Below are 17,221 nucleotides of genomic sequence, written 5' to 3'. Positions count from 1 at the left end.
GGTCCGGAAAGCCGGGGCTCAATCGACGATGAATCGGTCGTCGTAGGTGCCCTCGTCCACGGTGTCCGAACCGCCCGAGGTCAGGATGATCACGGTGCAGTCATGACGGCGGGAGACCCGCTTCAGTGTGGCCAGCAGGGTGTCCCAGTCGCCAGGCTCCAGCCCCTCGGTGGGTTCGTCGGCGATGAGCACGTCGCACTCGCAGCACAGTGCGCGGGCCACGGAGGCCAGACGGAAGTCCAGGTGTCCCAGATCAGCGGTCAGCGTGTCCTGCAGACGCTCCGGGAAGCCCACCTCATCCAGCAGTTGACGGGCCAGATTGTCCTTGGGGCCCAGGAAGGTGCGCCCGCTGGCATCCATGGTGTAGACAAGATTCTGCACGGGGGTCAGGTCGCGCCTCAGGGCATCGGTGCCAAAGATGGCCCCGATCTGGTGGCCGCGATAGTCGGAGGCCAGCAACTGGCGTAGATCCGTGCCCCGGAAGAGCACGCTGCCCTGTGTGGGGGCGCGCAGGCCTGTCATCAGGGCCATCAGAGCGGCTCGTCCGGAAGGCGAGGTGGTCTCCACCGAGTAGATGCGGCGGCGCTGGAAATCCAGATCGACATCGTCCAGGATCTGTTCGGGGCGGCCCTGGACCTTGCGCGTGTAATCCACATGCTTCAGGGAAAGCACGGGGTAGCCGCCAGGAACCAGCACCCGTTGGTCATCGGTCTCCAACAGCGGGTCCTCCTGATCGCCGTCGAGATCTTCGGCATCTTCATGCTCGATGACCACGTTGAAGGCAGCCGGTGAGGCATCTTCTTCCGAAGAACCATCCTCCTCGGACTTTTCGTCCGTCTGAGCGGCTGCCTTTTCCCCGGCTTCAGACAGAGGTTCGGCGCTGGTGTTCTCGTCGGCCTTTTGCTCAGCGTCGGCCGCAGTCCGAGCGGGTTGCTTCTGATCGGGCGTTGTCTGGTCAGCGGCCGTGGTCGCAGCCTTTTCCTGGGACTTTTCGTCCGGCTGCTGGTCCGATGTCTTTTCGCTCATGCCTCGTCCTCCAGGTCGTTGGTGTATAGCTGGGCGGTTCTGAAGGCCGCTACCCTGGCGGCTGCCGACAAAGCGAGGACCAGACAGACGGCCAGGCCAATCAGGATCATCTTCCAGATCAAACCGGCATGAGGCATGCTGGCCAGGCTTCCCAGCCGGAAGAGCGACCGGCCCAGCGGTCGGCTGATTGCGGCACCCAGCGCCAGGCCCAGGGCCAGTCCGGGTAGGGTGGGCAAGAGGGTCTCCAGGGCGAACTGCCAGCCCAGCCGGGCCTTGTGGACCCCGATGGTGACAGCCATGCCGATTTCGTTGGCACGGCCGCGCAGCATGAGGATCAGGCAGCCCAGCAGAATCAGTCCGCCCAACAGGCAGACCAGGATGATGGTGGTTCGCGCCTGGTCGGCAGCCTGGTGGACCGGCTCCATCCGCCGCTGGTAGTCCTTCAGGCTGGGAGAGTCGATGTCGTACTGCGAGGCCTTGAGCCCGTCCTTGCGCAGTTCCTTGATGAACTTATGGTAGGTGCTCGGCGAATCCAGGACGAAGGCCACCAGTAGTTCATGGCCAGGGTCTCCCGGCTTGCTGGCCGTATCCAGCCCCAGCATGGCAAAGGTGGGATAGGCCGTGTAAATGGCCCGGTTGGCTGCCTTGTCGGCGGCCTCGCGGTAGTGATAGATGCCGGAGACGGTCAGCTTGACCTGCTGATCCTGCTGACGGGGATCCTTGATGGTCAGGGTGTCGCCCACCTTGAGCTTGTTGGCCTGTGCCATCTGCTTGGAGATCAGTACGGTCTGGGCGCCGGAGGCATTCTGAGAGGCGTAATCCAGTCCCCTGCCTTGGTCCAGCACAAAGGGGCCGTGAGGCAAGGTGGGTTCGGCCGCCTTGTCGGAGACGCCCACCAGGGAGTAGGTGCCTGACTGGGGCAGCCCCTCCGGGCTGATGTCGGCGGTCTCATGGAAGTAGGCCTTGTACTGCATGCCATCCATCTGCAGGCGCTGGGCGTACTTGGAATACTCGTTCCAGCCCAGGGGGGAGACCTTGGTCCCCTTGCGCGGGCTGATGACGGCATCCACCTGTTGGGATTCGTAGTCGGTGGTACGTGCCTTGGTGTCAGCCTGGAGCACGGTGGCCGCCGTCGTAGCCAGCGCCGTCACGACCAGGCAGGCCAGAACCATGACCAGGCTCCGCGCCGCATGCCGCCTGATGGTGAACCAGGCGTTCTTGAGAACGAACATGACACCCTTCCTGATAGCGTTCCAGGGATGACCGGGCGGCCCTCCATGACGGTCCTTAAGTCCGGTCGTCGTCCTCCAGTCTAGCCAGGGACGCTCCCAAGCTAGCGGTGCGAACTTGGAGCTTGCTGAATGTCCTGCTCGGCCTCCGGCTGCTCGGCGTGGGAGAAGTTGCGCACCTTCAGGGAGACGGCCAGAGCGGCCAGAATCAGCACCAGGGTGAAGATCAATCCGTAGTGGGTGCCCCTGGTGAAGGCCTGGGCTTTATCAACTCCGGCTGCCTGCCCTTCGCCCATGGCCAGCAGGGAGGTGGTGATGGCCGTGGCCACGGCTCCCACGATCTGCTGCATGGTGTTGATGATGGTGCTTCCGTCGCCGGACTGCGGGCCGCTCAGGGAGTTGAGCGCGTAGGTCTGGGCCGGTGACATGGCCAGGGGGCAGCCGATCATCAAAATGATGTGGGCTGCCACCACCAGGGCCACAGGCGTGTGCGGGCCGGTGAACAGGAGGATGACCGTGCCCACCAGTGCGATGAGGAATCCGCAGCGGACGGGCATACGGGCCCCGAAGCCGTCATAGAGCCGGCCGGCGAAGGCCGAGACCAGGGCGTTGATGGCCCCGCCGGGCAGCATGAGGATGCCGGTCATGGCCACGGGCAGGAGCAGCCCCCGCTGCAGGAACTGGGGCAGTAGATACATGGAGGAGAGGATGACTGCGAAGTCCAGCATGACCAGGGTGGCTCCGTAACGGAAGGCCGGGATGGAGAAGATGCGCAGGTTGAGCACCGGGTGTTCCAGGCCCAGCTGACGACGAATATAGAGGACCAGGGCTACGAGGGCCACAACCAGGATGATCAGGGTGACGGGGGAGAGCCATCCGTACCGGCTGGCCAGGCTGACTCCTGCCACCAGTCCGCCGAAGCCGACAATGGACTCCAGAATAGAGGCCAGGTCGGGCCGCTGATGGGTGATGGTCCCTACATTCTTCAGGAAGCCGACGGCGAAGATCAGGGCTACAACCAGGAATGGGGTGAAGAACCAGAAGATCCAGTGCCAGGTAAGCTTGCCCAGGATGATTCCGGTCAGGGTCGGGCCGATGGCGGGGGCGAACATGATGACCAGGGCGCACATGCCCATGACCGTGCCCAGTCGCGCCGGCGGGAAGATCAGCATGGCCACGGTGAACATGAGCGGCAGGATCAGGCCGGTGCCGATGCCCTGGATCAGCCGTCCTGTCAGAAGGACAGGGAAGGTGGGGGCCATGGCCGAAACAACCGAGCCGGCCAGGAAGGCGACCAGGCCGAAGATCACGGTCTGCCTGGTGGTGAACCACTTGGAGATCAGACTGGAGAAGGGCAGGACGATGCCGATGACCAGCATGTATCCCGTGACCAGCCACTGCACGGTGGCAGCGGGGATCCGGAAGCTTTCCATCAGGTTGGGCAGGGCGATATTGAGCGAGGTCTCGCTCAGCATGCCCACGAAGGCCCCGATCATCAGCGCGGCGATGGCCGGCCAGGGATGGGGGACGGCCGGGCGTGACCGGTGAACGGAGGCAGAGGTGGACGTGTTTTGCACGATAATGATCTCCTTCTTCAGACAAACAGCACGCCATCTTAGGGAGGCGGTCATTTTTTCGTAAGTCGGCATGTCTACTCGCTTCGCCGAAGGCGTGCCGCATTGGAACGGAAAAGGTTATGCTCGGGAATGGTCGTCAGAGACCATAAGGAGGGTGTGTGTGGATTGGCATGCAGCGGTCTACGGGTCAAGAGCGGGTGGTTCAGGAGGCCATGGCTTCTATGATCCGGGCGATGAGGAGGAGGTACGGACCTTTGGCGACCCGGACACCATCTCTGACGCCGCTCTGCGCCGGTTGGGCGGCAAGGCCTACTTCCGTGCCCATCAACTGCTGGATGACCGCCGCTTTACAGACCTGCGCCTGCGGCACCTGGGGGCTTTGACCGTTCTCAAGGGGCGTGTGCCCGCCACCTATCAGCCGGATGGTGACTGCATGGTTCAGGCTCGGCTGGACGAGCAGGCCCATCGGGTCATCGACTCCTCCTGCACCTGCCGGGCATTTGGGCGTCAGGGTCCTGCTTGCAAGCATGTAGTCGCCCTGATCATGGCCTACAACGAGTCCAGTCAGGCCTTTTCGGGATCGGATGACTGGACCGGCGACCAGGGTAGATCCCGGTCCACCCGATCGACCTCGGGACCCCTGGCGGCCTACATGCACCGGCAGGAGGGTCGGCGGCGGCAGGCCTTCCGTGACCGCCAGCTGAACCTGCTCAAGCAGGAGAACGGTCCGGTCGGCGGCCGTCACCTGCCCATCGGATCGGTCGGGCTGATTCCCGACCTGACCAGTGAGCGCGGTGGTTGGCTGGTCCGTCTGCACATCACCCTGTCCTCACACGGGGTCGTCTACCTGGTCAAGGACCTCCCGGCCCTGCTGCGCGCCGTGGATCAGGGCGAATTCATGTCTTACGGTCGGCGGCTGGCCTTCATCCACTCCCGTGACACCTTTGACGACCGGGCCCAGGCTCTGCTGACCATTCTGGAAAGGGCCGGCGCCATCCGCCGTAGCCTGGCCGAACAGGAGGGGGGCATGCGCCGCCGTCTTACACGCGCAGGGTTGGCGGGGATCCGGCTCAGCGACGACGAGGTGGCGCAGATCCTCGACCTGTTTGTGGATTCCGGGCTCACCCTGGACTACACGCCTCCCGAGGACTCCTTCCTGCAGACCATGCCTGCCCCCGTGGTCGGCGGAGACCCGGACCCGGGTATCGCGGTCAGCAAGGAGGCGGACGGCTATCGAATCACCCATGCCCTGGCCGTGGAGCGCTTCATCCTAGGCCAGGCCTCTTCCTTCGTTATCGTGCGCCCCTCGCAGCCGGGCTTAGGGCTGGATCCGGGGCCGGTCATCCACCGTTGCAGCGCGCGTTTCATGCGTCATCGGGACCTGTTGGAGACCCTCTGCCGCCCTGGTGAGGATCGGGATCTGCATCTGGATGCAGACGACCTGGACCTGTTCGCCTTGACCGTCCTGCCCGACCTTGATCAGGGTGCCCGGGAAGGATCCGGGCTCTCCGCCAGTCTGCCCGAGGAGCTGGATGCCCGGCGGCGGCCGCCCTGCAGGATCGAGCTTTACCTGGACAGGGATTGGCAGGGGGTCAGCTGTGACCTCAGGGCCCGCTACGGGGACCGTCTTCTGTCCGTCGGCGTCGACCCTGCCTCGGAGGATGAACCCGGCAGGGACCGGGAGAGCGAGTCTTTGGCCCGGCAGACGGTCCGCCGCTATTTCCCCTTAATGGAGGATGGGTTGGCGCGCATCCCCGAGGAGAACGAGGAGGCTATACATACCCTGCTGACCCGTGGCCTGCCCGTGCTCAAGGGCCTGGGACGGGTCTTTTCCACCCCGGCCTTCGACGGGCTGAGCGTCGTCTCTCATCCGCAGATCCGCGTGGGTGTGCGAGTACGTTCCGGTCTGGTTGAGATCTCGCCCATCGCCGATGAGGTACGGCCCGAGGAGGCTGCTGCCATCCTGGCTGACCATCGCCGCCGTCGGCGTTTCCATCGTCTGAGCAACGGGGCCTTCGTCGAGCTGGCTGATTTGGATACCGAGGCTGTGGACACCCTGGCCCAGGACCTGGGCATCGACCCGGCTGATCTGGCCAAGGGGCCGGTCCGGGTGCCTGACTTCCAGCTCGGCTACCTGGATGCGCTGGTGCCCGAGAAGGACCGCGATTCCAGCTTCCGCGACTACCTGAAGGAGCGCAGGCCCGACCCTCAGGGGTTCAGGGTCCCCGACGGACTGCGCGGGCAGCTCAGACCCTACCAGGTCGAAGGTTTGCGTTGGCTATGCACCCTGAGCGACCGTGGATTCGGCGGTATTCTGGCCGACGAGATGGGCCTGGGCAAGACCATACAGATGCTGGCCTACCTGCTCTCCCGTCGGGATCAGGCCAGGGATCGTGGACCTTCGCTGATCGTGTGTCCGGCCTCCTTGGTCTACAACTGGGAGGCTGAATGCCGCCGTTTTACGCCGGATCTGCGGGTGGCGGTCCTGGCCGGGGGGCGCAGCCAGCGTCAGGATCTGCTGGATCAGGCCAGGTCCTACGACCTGCTGATTACTTCATATGATCTGCTCAGGCGGGACCTGGATCGGTATCGGAGACTGCCCTGGTATGCCTTGGTCTTGGACGAGGCCCAGTACATCAAGAACCATGCCACCAAGGCCGCCCGGGCTGTGCGCGCTCTGGACAGCCTGCACCGGTTCGCCCTGACGGGCACACCCATCGAGAACCGGCTTTCCGAGCTTTGGAGCATTTTCGACTTCCTGATGCCTGGGATGCTGGGCCCCTACTCCCGGTTCCGGGACCGCTTCGAAATGCCCATACTCAGCGGCGACCAGGATGCCCAGTCCCGGCTCCAGGCCCTGGTGGGACCCTTCATTTTGCGCCGGCTCAAGTCACAGGTGCTGACGGATCTGCCCGAGAAGATCGAAAACGTGATCAGCGTGCCCCTGCAGGGTCGTCAGCGCAAGCTCTATGCGGCCCTGGAACAGGAGCTGAGGGCTACCCTCAACAAGGAGAGGGATCAGGAGTACGAGGTCGGCAAAATCCAGGTCCTGGCCCAGCTGACCAGGCTACGGGAGGTCTGCTGCGATCCGCGTCTGGTCTACCAGGATCAGGGTCGGGACCGGCGTGGCGATTCGGCCAAGCTGGACGCCATCGAGGATCTGGTGGCCTCCTGCCAGGACGCCGGGCGCAAGATGCTGATCTTCTCCCAGTTCACCTCCTACCTGGACCTGATAGCCCAACGCCTACGTCGGCTGGACGTGTCCTATGATCTGATCACCGGCGCCACATCCAAGAAGCGGCGGCTGGAGCTGGTGGAACAGTTCAATAGGGATGCCACGCCGGTTTTCCTGATCTCCCTGAAGGCCGGCAACACCGGGCTCAACCTGACCGGAGCCTGTGTAGTTGTCCATGCGGACCCCTGGTGGAACGCCGCAGCCCAGGAGCAGGCCAACGACCGCGCCCACCGGATCGGCCAGACCCAGGACGTCAACGTCTACCAGATCGTCGCCAAGGACACCATCGAGGAACGCATCCTCAACCTGCAGCACAGCAAGAGTGACCTGGCATCGCGCTTCGTCGATTCCGCCGCCTCCACCGGCGCCGCCGGCGTGGCCAGACTGAGCAGAAAAGACCTCCTGGCACTGCTGGGCTGATTGTGATCGCGTCAGGATGTGAATCCACTCGAATCTCATGGTCGGTGGTCTTGAATGCGGCGGCATCATCAATTGCGAGACCCTTGGGCCATGGTCCGGTTATTCTTGGTGCGGTAGTCAAATCGAAAGACTATGTGCATGAGCAGATTGACGGCTGCCCCTTCGGTGTTTTGTCGGTTCGGCGGCGGTCGATTATCGGGTTATGGGAGCCTGGCCATTTTCAGCTCCTTTGATGATGGGAAGCTGGAGGAGAGAGCATGATCAGCGGCGCGCAGATGTTCTGGTCAGAGTTCATGGGCACGGCCCTTATGATGGCCATCGCCTTCATGGTTGCAGCCAGCAGGTCGCTCCCCAGGACAGGGGCCTATCGAGCCGACTGGATCAACGCTTCGCTGGGTTGGGGTCTTGCTGTCTATGTAGGCGTATATGCGGGGTGGAGAACGGGCGGCCATCTCAATCCTGCCGTGACCCTGGCCAGGGTGGTCGGTCACTGGATTGATCCACAGGCGACCTTGAACGGTCTGGCCATGGGCAAGGGCGGTATTCCGGTCACCTTAGCCAATGTGGCCATCTTCGTTTCCGCCCAGTTCCTGGGGGCTTTCTTCGGCACCTGCCTGGGCTACCTGGGCACTCGCAAGCATTTCGAACTTCCGACCGATACAGATACCAAACTCATGGTTTTCTGCACCAAACCGGCCATACGTTCGAATTTCTGGAATCTGGCATCGGAGGCCATCGGTACGGCCATCCTCGTTACCTGGGTTTTCCTCAATGGAGGGACACCTACCCAGGTCGGGCCCTTGGGCGTAGCCCTGGTCATCACGGTTCTGGTCATGGCCCTGGGCGGGGTTTCTGGTGCGGCCATGAATCCTGCACGTGACTTTTCCGCTCGATTGGCTTACTGCCTTCTGCCCATGTCCGGCGAGAAGGATGCGGACTGGAGCTACGCCTGGATACCCTTTGTCGGGCCGATCGTCGGAGCCTGCATCGGGGTGTTAGCGCCTGCCTGGATGGGGCTTCTGCCTTGATCGTCGGCATGGAAAAGCCCCTGGCCCTGTCAGGGGGTTATTACGACAGGACCGGGGGCGAGTTGGTTAAGGTAGCTCGAGCTCAGTAGCTGGCTGAGGTGGGCTCCTGGAAGCGGACTGTCAGCCCGCGGCCGTGGTGAAGGAACATCTCTGCGCCATGGCGGTCGACGTCGCGATGGGTGAAGAGCATGCGGATGGCGAATGCCGTCTGGGCATCATCGGGCAGGTCCAGGAAGGCCTTATGGGCATCCCAGCCGTCGGCCGCGACAGCCTTGTTGGGTACGTAGGCGTATCCATAGCCGTCCTCGTCCACGTAGCCCAGGAAAGGCAGGTCCCATGCCTGGTGGTAGCTCAACTGATCCTTGTAATCCTCGACCTTCTTGAGGGCCTCGTCGCTGATGCCGTATTTGCGGGCGACCTCGTTGGCCTTGGCGGTCTTCGCGGCGGCATCTTTTCCGAACATGGAAGTATCAACAACAATGACTGTATCGTCTACCATGACTGACCTTTCTGTGTGACGGCCTGCACGTGTGACAATCGACATCATGACCGTGCAGGGCCATGACCGTTCAGGTGACCGTCCATCGTCGACGGTGACCTCTGGATGCAAGATTCCTTCCACTTGCAAGAATACCAAATTTCGTCTGCAGATAGGGGCAGGGAACCGTGAGGTTCGCCATAGGCGGCTGTCATTAGTGAGAAACGTGTCCGACTGTGTTCGCATGCGGTAAACTATCAGCCCAGGTCGGCCTCTCGATTCCTGCGATGCCGAAGCAAGCACATCAGCGCCAGGCCGAGGACGGCAGTGCCGAAAGTCAGCGCTGCAGGCATGACTGGGTCTGAGCCTGAGGCGGCTAGGGCCGGGGAATCCGTAGAGGACTTCGCCTGGCCATCAGAAGATTGGCTTCCCGGTGCCGTCTTTTGGCTATTGGAACCGGTTTGATCCGGTTTGCTGGGTGCACGATCGGACTCGCTCGGCTTGCTCGGTTCTACCGGCGGATTCGGCTTGTCATGCTCTCCGGAGTTGCCGGAGTTGCCGGGGTCGGCGGGGTTATCTGGTTGATCCGGCTTATCAGGCTTGGCCTGGTAGGTGTTGGTGAAGATGGTGTCCTTGCCGGTGATGGTGGCTTGGAGCTGGCCTTGCTGGTCGTCGGTGACGTGGACGTCGACCGTGGCCTTGTGCCGGTCGTAGGTGATGCCGGGCAGGCTGCCCTGGGCCTCGCTCACACAGTACGTGTAGTCGCCGGCCTCGGACAGGGTCTGGTCGGGGAATTCGACGGTCCCGTTGGCCTTGTTGGATGCTTGGGCCGGCTTCCCGCCTTTCTTGTCCTGCAGGAGGAAGTCGAACTCCCCGGCTTTCAGGTCCCGGCCTTCCAGGTGCTTGAAGGCTGTGAGCTTGACCGTGGCCGGCTTGGCCTGGTAGGTGTTGGTGAAGACCGCCGTGTCTATCTTGCTGCCCTTGCTGTCGGTCCACTGCGCCTTGGCGGTACGGTGTAACCGAGCTGCATCGGTTGTCAAAGTGATGGTCAGGATTGCAGCGTTCTGATCATACGTCAGGCCAGGAATGGAGCCGGTTTCCTGGTGGATACGATACCTGTAGCTGCCATCGCCGGGCAAAGCATACACGTTGACGGGCACCTGGGTATTTTGGTTGTCGGCGTTGATGGTGATTTGGCTGGGCAACGCTGCGGACGGTGCGCCATCCAGGGGCTTGACATTCAATGCGAAGGAGTCTGTACCGAGCCAGTTCCTGCCTTGGATCCGTACTTCGACTCCGGCAGACACTTCATCGGTGTCCATCATTCCTGTCAGGCCACAGTTGTTGAAATCCAGGGATTGGCTGGCAGCGTCCACCATATCCTTGGCCTTCTGGAACTCAATATCGTTGATGACGGCGCCTTTCATGGTCCCGTCCTCCAGAAAGTCGCTGGCTGAGGAGTTTTCGCTCTGGGTGGCTGTGCCGGCCTTTTGGATTGTTGTAGTCAGGTGGGTCCAGTTCGTGTTCGGAGCGGGGTCGAAGCGCAGGTGGAATTTCCCTGCCGGTATATTGGTCAGTTCGTACTGGCCCTGGGAATCAGATTTTGTGCTCAGATCATCATGTGGGGTGACGACCGACTTGACGGGCTTGTCGTCAGTATCGTTGAGCAGGGTCACTTTGACATCCTTAAGCAGAATATCTTCCGAGGAGCGGATGCCGTCCCCATTGACGTCGTACCATACGATGCCACTGATGGAACGCTGGACAACCATGGCCTGGGCAGGCATTTGGTTCAATGCATTGCCCCAGCGATTCCGATAGCGGTCGCCGGAGGAGTTGTTTCCAGGGTTTATATGGAAGGTAATGTCATAGCGGAATTGGTTGGGCTGCCCATTGATGATGAAGGCCCAGGCGACTACGTTTTCAGGCATTTTCACTTCGCCACTTGTTGTGTTGAAGTCAGCCTCGTTCCAAGAGAGGTAATCCTGGGATTGTATGGAACTCGTGTCATTCACCCGCCATCGAGAATCTGTGGTGTAGCGGATGGTGACTCCGCTCAGACTAGCCCCCGCCGAAGCTTTTATGCTCATATCGGCAAAAGTAGGTTCCCCGTGGAAGTCGGGTTTGCCGCTTGTCTGCGTGTACGGCATGATGTCGATGGCATAGTGATGCTGCTTGCCACTGCCTGGGGTGCTGCTCAGCATGTTGGTGAAGCCGATTGGTGCACCGGCTTCATTGGTATCCTGTACGGCCGAAGTGGAAAGGCTGGTGGTGTTGGTCCGCCAGGCGTGGATGGTGAAGGAGTCGGCAGTCTTCAAGTATGTGTTGGGCTGGGACATATTGTATTTTGACTGGACTGTGGCAGAGGTCGTCAGGTCCTCGTTGGGACCGATGTCTTTGCCAGGGTCAGTCAGGTCGCCTAGGGAGGTGGAGAAGTGGATGACCCGGCTGTTGCCGTCCACAGGGATGTTGGTCAGTGTCCAGGACAAAGTGGTGATTCCGGTTGCGGAGTCCGTGCTCACTGATGGCTCACATGCGGTTCCGCCCTCTATGTGGCCCATTTCAGGCGTGGCTTCCGTATATGTGCCGCCCAATCGGGCGCTGCCGGGGATGTAGTGGAGCTTTGCCGGCAGTTTGTCGGTGATGTAGAGTTCGGTTTGGGCGCCCTTGTTGGCTTGGGAAGCTGAAGTGCCGGTGTTGATGGTTAGCCGCCAGTCAACGAACCGTTGATCGCTGTCTATGTCAAAGTATTCTTTGGGTTTGGAATTGGTGCTTGTCTGTGCTACGGCGTTGGAGATGGTGTTGGTTTCGCCGGCTACATAGAGGCTGTCTCCGTGTTCATTGCCGCCGGTGTCTCCGCCCAGGTAACCGTTCATTTGATCATAGCGGGCCTTGGTATAGCCTCCGACGGATGTGGCTAAGTCGGGAGGTACGGCTTTGGCCAAATCGTAGGGGTTCTGTTTCTTGGCCCAGTCCTCCCATTCCTGATCGCTGGAGTTCTCGGGGCTCAGCCCGGCCATAGCTGCTAATTGGCTGCGGGTGAAGGTGCGCGAAACTGATGTCAGCTGGGCTACAGAACCTACTTTGGCGTCGGGGAGGACGTTGATCACAAATCCGCCGAAGCCGAATCGGGAATTCAGTTCGGCAAAGCTGGTGGGCGCGGCAGTGCGCCCGCCCAGCAGCATGCCTACAACCGTGCCATGCTTCTTTGCGTCCTTCTGCGTGCTATAAAAGTTCAGATCCTCTATGTCGGCATTGGCTTGCTCGGTGTCGTTTTTCCAGTCCTTTCCATCGGGTTTGGTGGCGTACATGACCAGGACCTGTGACGGTTTTTGATCGCTCGTTGGCTCGTATTTATCGTATTTGCTGTTCTGCCAGATGCCACTGACCCAGGGAAGATCCAGACCTGCGGGGTCCGGCAGTCTAACGACCTTTGGGTCGATTTTGACCAAGGACATTCCCAAAAGAGGCAGATCGGCCTTGCTGGTTTTGAAGTTAAAGCCGGCCGTTACCCGCACTTTGGTCCCTGCGACTGCTGAGTCGGTCCCCCGTAGATTGTCAGGAGCAGTCCACCATCCGCAATCCACGCCGTTATCGAAATAGTTAGACGCCGTCATGCAACTGTACTGAATGATGTTGCTGATGCCTGCCTTTGATGTGCTGGAGCCTAGCGCGAAGATAACGTTGTGCCACATATCATCGGACTGGTCGGCTTGGTTTGACGTGTCCGTGGGGCCGGTGGCAGAGGGTAAAGACTGGTTTGATAGCGATTTCGCACTCAGGTTGCCGTCGTCGACCTTGCTCTGCAAGCTGAGACCGGTCTGGTTATAGTAGTTGGCTACGTCCTTGCCGCCGACAGTGGAGGGGTTGAAAACATATAGGTAACCAGTGGAGATTTCGGCCACTTCCTGTCGCGTGCAGTCAGTCGAGGCCAGGGCAGGCGTGCACTTGGCGTCTAGTGCATAGGTGTGTCCCAGGTAGGGGAAGGGGTCCTTGGTTTCATAGTCCTTCAAAGTCAGGTCCAGCCTGAGGCCCTGGCTGCTGCGCTGTTCAGCCACGGTGTATTGACCATTGCCTTGGACTCGGTCCTTCCCAGCCGTGCCACCCGTGGATCGGGCATAGCCATAGTTGCTGAGAGTGGGTCTCCAGCCCTGATCGCCGGTGTTGCGCCCGCTGTTGTTGAAGTCGCCGTCGATGGTGCCGATGTCCCAGAAGTAGGGTTGCAGATCCTCTATCTTCGGATATGCATCTCCGCCAGCGGTCTGCCACAAATTGCTCAGTGACAGGGAAAAGGTAATGGGGCCAGTGGGAACCTCCAGACCCTTGAGACCCTTGGTCCGATCGGGCCAACGCATGTCAACGGCCCAGTTGAACTTGCTGATGATCCCCTTGCGCTTGCCCAGCTCATGGTTGGGGTAATTGCTGGCGGCTGGGGTGTTGAAGTCGAAGGTCTGGTTGCCGGAGCCTTCATTGGTTCCGCCGGTGATTCGCAGGTTCAGATTAAGCTTGGCTGATACGGTGACTGGTTCGGACGTGGCCGAAGCAGGATCGGTCTTGGTGGTAGTATCCGGAGCGCCCCAGGCCTGGATCTCGGGGGCGAATTTGCTGCCATTGGCCATGCTGCGGACCCGGAGGACCAGAGTGACGCTGGAGGATCCCGGGATAACGGTAGACAAAGTCGGTGTTGCGGTGAGTAGCCTGTAAACGGTAAGCACCTGTGTCGGATGACCGTCGATGGTCTCTGTAGTTCGCTTTGGCTGGTACCCCGGAGTATTGTCCACCCAGCCCATGGAATCCACATCAAAGGTGACCTGATCCTCAGGCTGGCTCAGTTTGAATTGGAAGCCTATTCGGCCCCGGCGGTAGCTGGTTGTCTCGCTGCGGGTATTTACGGCAAAAGAGTAGGTGTAGGACAACTTATCGAAAGTGCGCACTATGTCATTGTCCGCATCGTGGTCATTGCCGGGGTTGTTGTCCTTGTCGAAAGGAGCCGTGCCGGTGGAGCGTGAGGTCTGGGACAGGGTGGTGACCACGGCGTCGTCGGTGTCCAGCATGTCCTTGATTGCCGATCTGGCGGTCGGCCTTCTGCCGGGTTGTATGGGCGCGGCCTGGTTCGATGGGGTTGACTTCGACTTCTGAGTGGTTTGGGCTGCCCCGGATGTGGCAGTGTCCAACTGTGGAGTAGAGGTTTGGGTCGACGTGGACGACGTCTGGTTTGTCGCAGTCGCCTGCTGTACACGTGTTGTTGGGGATGTTGATATGGATGCGGCGGTCTGGGCATCAGCCGTCTGCTTACTGTCGGCTATGGCCATGGTGGGTATCAACATGGCCATAGCCATCAGGCCGGCCAGGACTTTACCGCTCAAATTACCCTTTGCCACGTTTCTCCTTTTGAGCGCCGACGACCGCTTGGGGCGTCGGGCCGGGCATTCCCTTCAGGTCATCCGGTCGATTGTCTACGATGGTTCTCGAGTCATCCGATAATAGTGCTGTGGAACAGTATACAGAATCATTGGCTATGATTCCGCTATTGCTGTGCGCCTCCGGGAAAAAGGGTCAACCAAGAACAAAGCAAGGAGGCCCGCATGAGTGAACGGGATCATCATGGGCTCTCGATGGCCGATTTCCCGGGTCATGGAATGCGTGAGCGGTCGGCTGTTTATGGGTTCTTCATCATCATGGGCATCGGCACTTCGGCATGGATTTCTCGACTGCCAACAGTCAAGGCCTGTCTCGGTCTGCAACCTTCGGGCCTGGCTCTGATGACCATCCTGGGCGGCTGTGGCGCTCTGGTCGGCATGCTGGTCTCAGGGGTTCTGACCGATCGGCTGGGTGTGCGGCGGGCCATGCTGCTGGCTGCGTCCACCTGGTGCCTGGGCATGGTAATCGCGGCCCTGGCCGTCACTCTGCGATCAGTGCCTGGGGTGGTTTTAGGGCTGCTCTTCAATTCGGCGGGGATCAGCCTCTGGGGAACGGTCAACACCGTTGAGGCCGGCGCAGTGGAGCGTTTCTCCTCTCGGTCGATAATGCCGCGCTTCCATGCCTCATATAGCCTGGGCATGTTTCTTGCCCTGGGACTGGGCTCGCTCCTGTCTCATCTGGGTGTGGCCATAGGCGCGCACCTGGCGGTCAATGCGTTGGTCAGCCTGGCTCTGGTGGTCGCCTGCGTTCGGCTCTGCCCGGCTCAGCCCTTAGGGGATTACAAGGGTGGCGCTGACGACGAACGCTCGGATCGGCAGGAGGGGGAAGGGCGATCGTCTGCCTTCGGCAAGCAGTTGGCGGCCTGGAGCGATGCCCTGGTTCTCATACTTGCCCTGATCAACGTGGCCCTGGAGGCCAGCGAGGGTGCCGTCAATGATTGGAGCGGCATTGGCCTGGTCGATGCCTTCGGTGTCCCTGAGTCTCAAGCTGGTCTTGCTCCCACCATCTTCGCTGCAGCCATGATCGTCTCAAGGTTGCTGGGGACGCATCTGATCGAGCGGTTGGGGAACATGCGCTCGCTGGTCCTGACCCTCCTGGTTTCGGCTCTGGGCATCCTGGTCTATGCTCTTTCGCCCTCTTTTGTGTTGAGTCTTGTGGGCGCTGGAATCTGGGGTGTCGGAGCTGCTCTGGGCGTACCCATTGTCACTACTTTGGCAACCAAGGATCCAGCCGTGGCGGCCCAGCGTGCTTCGGTCATCTCCACTGCCTACTACGGAGTCTCCTGGATCATTCCTCCGGCCATCGGGTTTCTGGCCGACCATACCGGTGTCAGGCCGGCCCTGTTGCCTTTGGCCCTTTTGCTGGCGGCGGTTTCCCTCCTGGTGCCCACGGTGTCCAGACTCACTCGGCAATGATGCTCTTCGGTTGGCAGAACTCCACCAACCGGTTGTCGGGCGAAGTACGGTCTCTGGGCAGATACTCGGATTCAAACAGCCGTTCCCGAATATTGCCGTACACGTCAGTGAATTTTGTGGCCACAGTAGTCAGTCGACAGCGGTCCTGAGTATCGCCTTAGGTCAGATGGATGCCCTTCCCCGCCAGGTTCTCTAAGCATTCCTGCAGATAGGCGGCATCGTGCTCGGGATAGATGGGGTTCGTCAACGGCACGGCAGTCAAATCCTCGTATGGCGGGCAGTGCCTGCCGCGGTAAAGCGGATCATACCAGGCGGGGTCAGGATGGTAGCCGCGCTCGTGCATCGTTGCCATGACCAGCAGATGAAATTGAAAGAGCTTGTATGGGCAGTGGCGGAAGACATAGTCGACGGTGGCATGCCGTCGACCCCAGCCCAGTCCACGCAGGGCGGTGATCTCCCGATGCTGGCCCAGCAGCTGCTGTCTGGGAAGCAGCCGGATCAGATCCTGATGCCACAGTCGCATGACGCCCCCTCGTTGGGGGCATAAGTGAACCCCTCCCTCAGCCTAGCCGCTTGCATTGCTGTGAGGCGGACTGGCAGAAGAAGGGGTTGGGGCAATTCCTTAATGGAATTCCTTACTGGGCGATGAATCCGCCGTCCACAACGAATTCGGCACCCAGCGCGAACTTGGATTCGTCGCTGGCCAGATAGATGCAGATCTCACCGATGTCCCGGGGCTCGCCGATATGACCCAGGGGCGTCAGCTTGCTCATCCTGTCCTCAAGGCTCTGGCTGATCAGAGGGGTCTTGATGAATCCAGGATGGACCGAGTTGACGCGAACGCCGTAACCGTTGTTGGCGGAATCCAGGGCGGCGGACTTGGTCAGCAGCCTGGTGCCGCCCTTGCTGGCGTTGTAGGCTCCGGCACGGCTCAGGCCCACGAAGCCCTCGATGGAGGAAATGTTGATGATTGATCCGCCGCGGCCCTTCATGACCCGCATGCCATGCTTGGTGCCCAGGAAGGTTCCGTTCAGGTTGATGGCGATGATCTTCTTCCAGTCATCGTAGCTTTCCTCGTCCATGGTGACACCTTTGTCGCCGACGCCGGCGTTGTTGACCACGGTGGTCAGCTGGCCCAGCTCCTTCTCAACGGTGTCGATGGTGGAGACCCACTGATCCTCATCGGTCACGTCCAAGGTGTGGAAGACGACCTGCCCGGGGTGCTCCTGCATGAAGCTGCGGGAGGCATCGCTCTCCTTGATGTCGGTAAGGGCCACCTTGGCTCCCTCACGGACGAAGCATTCGGCGATGCCCACGCCCATGCCGCCGGTTCCTCCGGTGATGATGGCTACCTTGCCTTGTAGACGATCAGTCATATCCACTCCTTTATAG

10 protein-coding genes are annotated in these 17,221 nt (G+C 60.8%); 3 read left to right on the top strand and 7 right to left on the bottom strand.

All coding sequences use genetic code 11. The features are described 5' to 3' along the window. Window positions 1-18: 18 nt before the first annotated feature. The 3 genes from H3V04_RS06280 to H3V04_RS06270 all read right to left on the bottom strand — a co-directional run bounded on the left by H3V04_RS06280 (window position 19) and on the right by H3V04_RS06270 (window position 3,832). Window positions 19-1,026 carry an ATP-binding cassette domain-containing protein gene (locus tag H3V04_RS06280; RefSeq protein WP_198187582.1) on the bottom strand — a complete coding sequence of 336 codons (1,008 nt, stop codon included), beginning with the start codon at window positions 1,024-1,026 and terminating at the stop codon, window positions 19-21. Beyond that, entirely contained in the window at window positions 1,023-2,258 is a 1,236-nt protein-coding gene (locus H3V04_RS06275) for an FtsX-like permease family protein (protein WP_198187581.1), read from the bottom strand. Before H3V04_RS06275 ends, H3V04_RS06280 begins: the two co-directional genes overlap by 4 nt. Window positions 2,259-2,359: 101 nt before the next feature. Further along, window positions 2,360-3,832, bottom strand: coding sequence for a DHA2 family efflux MFS transporter permease subunit (locus tag H3V04_RS06270; protein ID WP_045934960.1), 1,473 nt, complete (start codon window positions 3,830-3,832; stop codon window positions 2,360-2,362). 160 nt (window positions 3,833-3,992) lie between these two features. Between H3V04_RS06270 and H3V04_RS06265 the strand changes: the two genes are divergently transcribed. Next, entirely contained in the window at window positions 3,993-7,487 is a 3,495-nt protein-coding gene (locus H3V04_RS06265) for an SNF2-related protein (RefSeq protein WP_198187580.1), read from the top strand. A 257-nt stretch (window positions 7,488-7,744) separates the two neighbouring features. Then, the gene (locus H3V04_RS06260) at window positions 7,745-8,515 is read left to right on the top strand and encodes an MIP/aquaporin family protein (protein ID WP_198187579.1); all 771 of its coding nucleotides are present in this window, start codon (window positions 7,745-7,747) and stop codon (window positions 8,513-8,515) included. Window positions 8,516-8,597: 82 nt separating this feature from the next. Here H3V04_RS06260 and H3V04_RS06255 read toward each other — a convergent pair whose 3' ends face one another. Beyond that, on the bottom strand, window positions 8,598-9,014 hold the full coding sequence (locus tag H3V04_RS06255) for a glycerophosphodiester phosphodiesterase (RefSeq protein ID WP_198187578.1): 417 nt from the start codon (window positions 9,012-9,014) through the stop codon (window positions 8,598-8,600). Between the two features lie 236 nt (window positions 9,015-9,250). Then, window positions 9,251-14,374, bottom strand: coding sequence for a Spy0128 family protein (locus H3V04_RS10545; protein WP_198187577.1), 5,124 nt, complete (start codon window positions 14,372-14,374; stop codon window positions 9,251-9,253). Between the two features lie 204 nt (window positions 14,375-14,578). Between H3V04_RS10545 and H3V04_RS06245 the strand changes: the two genes are divergently transcribed. Further along, complete coding sequence (locus H3V04_RS06245) at window positions 14,579-15,829, top strand: MFS transporter (protein WP_198187576.1); 1,251 nt, start codon at window positions 14,579-14,581, stop codon at window positions 15,827-15,829. 157 nt (window positions 15,830-15,986) lie between these two features. On the opposite strand, the gene H3V04_RS06240 is transcribed toward H3V04_RS06245, so the two are convergent. Both H3V04_RS06240 and H3V04_RS06235 read right to left on the bottom strand, forming a co-directional pair. Continuing rightward, window positions 15,987-16,352 (bottom strand): TIGR02328 family protein, encoded by a 366-nt coding sequence (locus tag H3V04_RS06240; protein ID WP_198187575.1) that lies wholly within the window; start codon window positions 16,350-16,352, stop codon window positions 15,987-15,989. A gap of 112 nt (window positions 16,353-16,464) precedes the next feature. Continuing rightward, window positions 16,465-17,205 carry an SDR family oxidoreductase gene (locus tag H3V04_RS06235; RefSeq protein WP_198176909.1) on the bottom strand — a complete coding sequence of 247 codons (741 nt, stop codon included), beginning with the start codon at window positions 17,203-17,205 and terminating at the stop codon, window positions 16,465-16,467. Window positions 17,206-17,221 lie beyond the last annotated feature (16 nt).

Origin of the sequence: Bifidobacterium sp. M0353, assembly GCF_016100645.1 — a bacterium.
Lineage (GTDB): Bacteria > Actinomycetota > Actinomycetes > Actinomycetales > Bifidobacteriaceae > Bombiscardovia > Bombiscardovia choladohabitans.
Note: the sequence above shows the minus strand (reverse complement) of the source record. Positions and strands in the feature narration are given on the sequence as shown.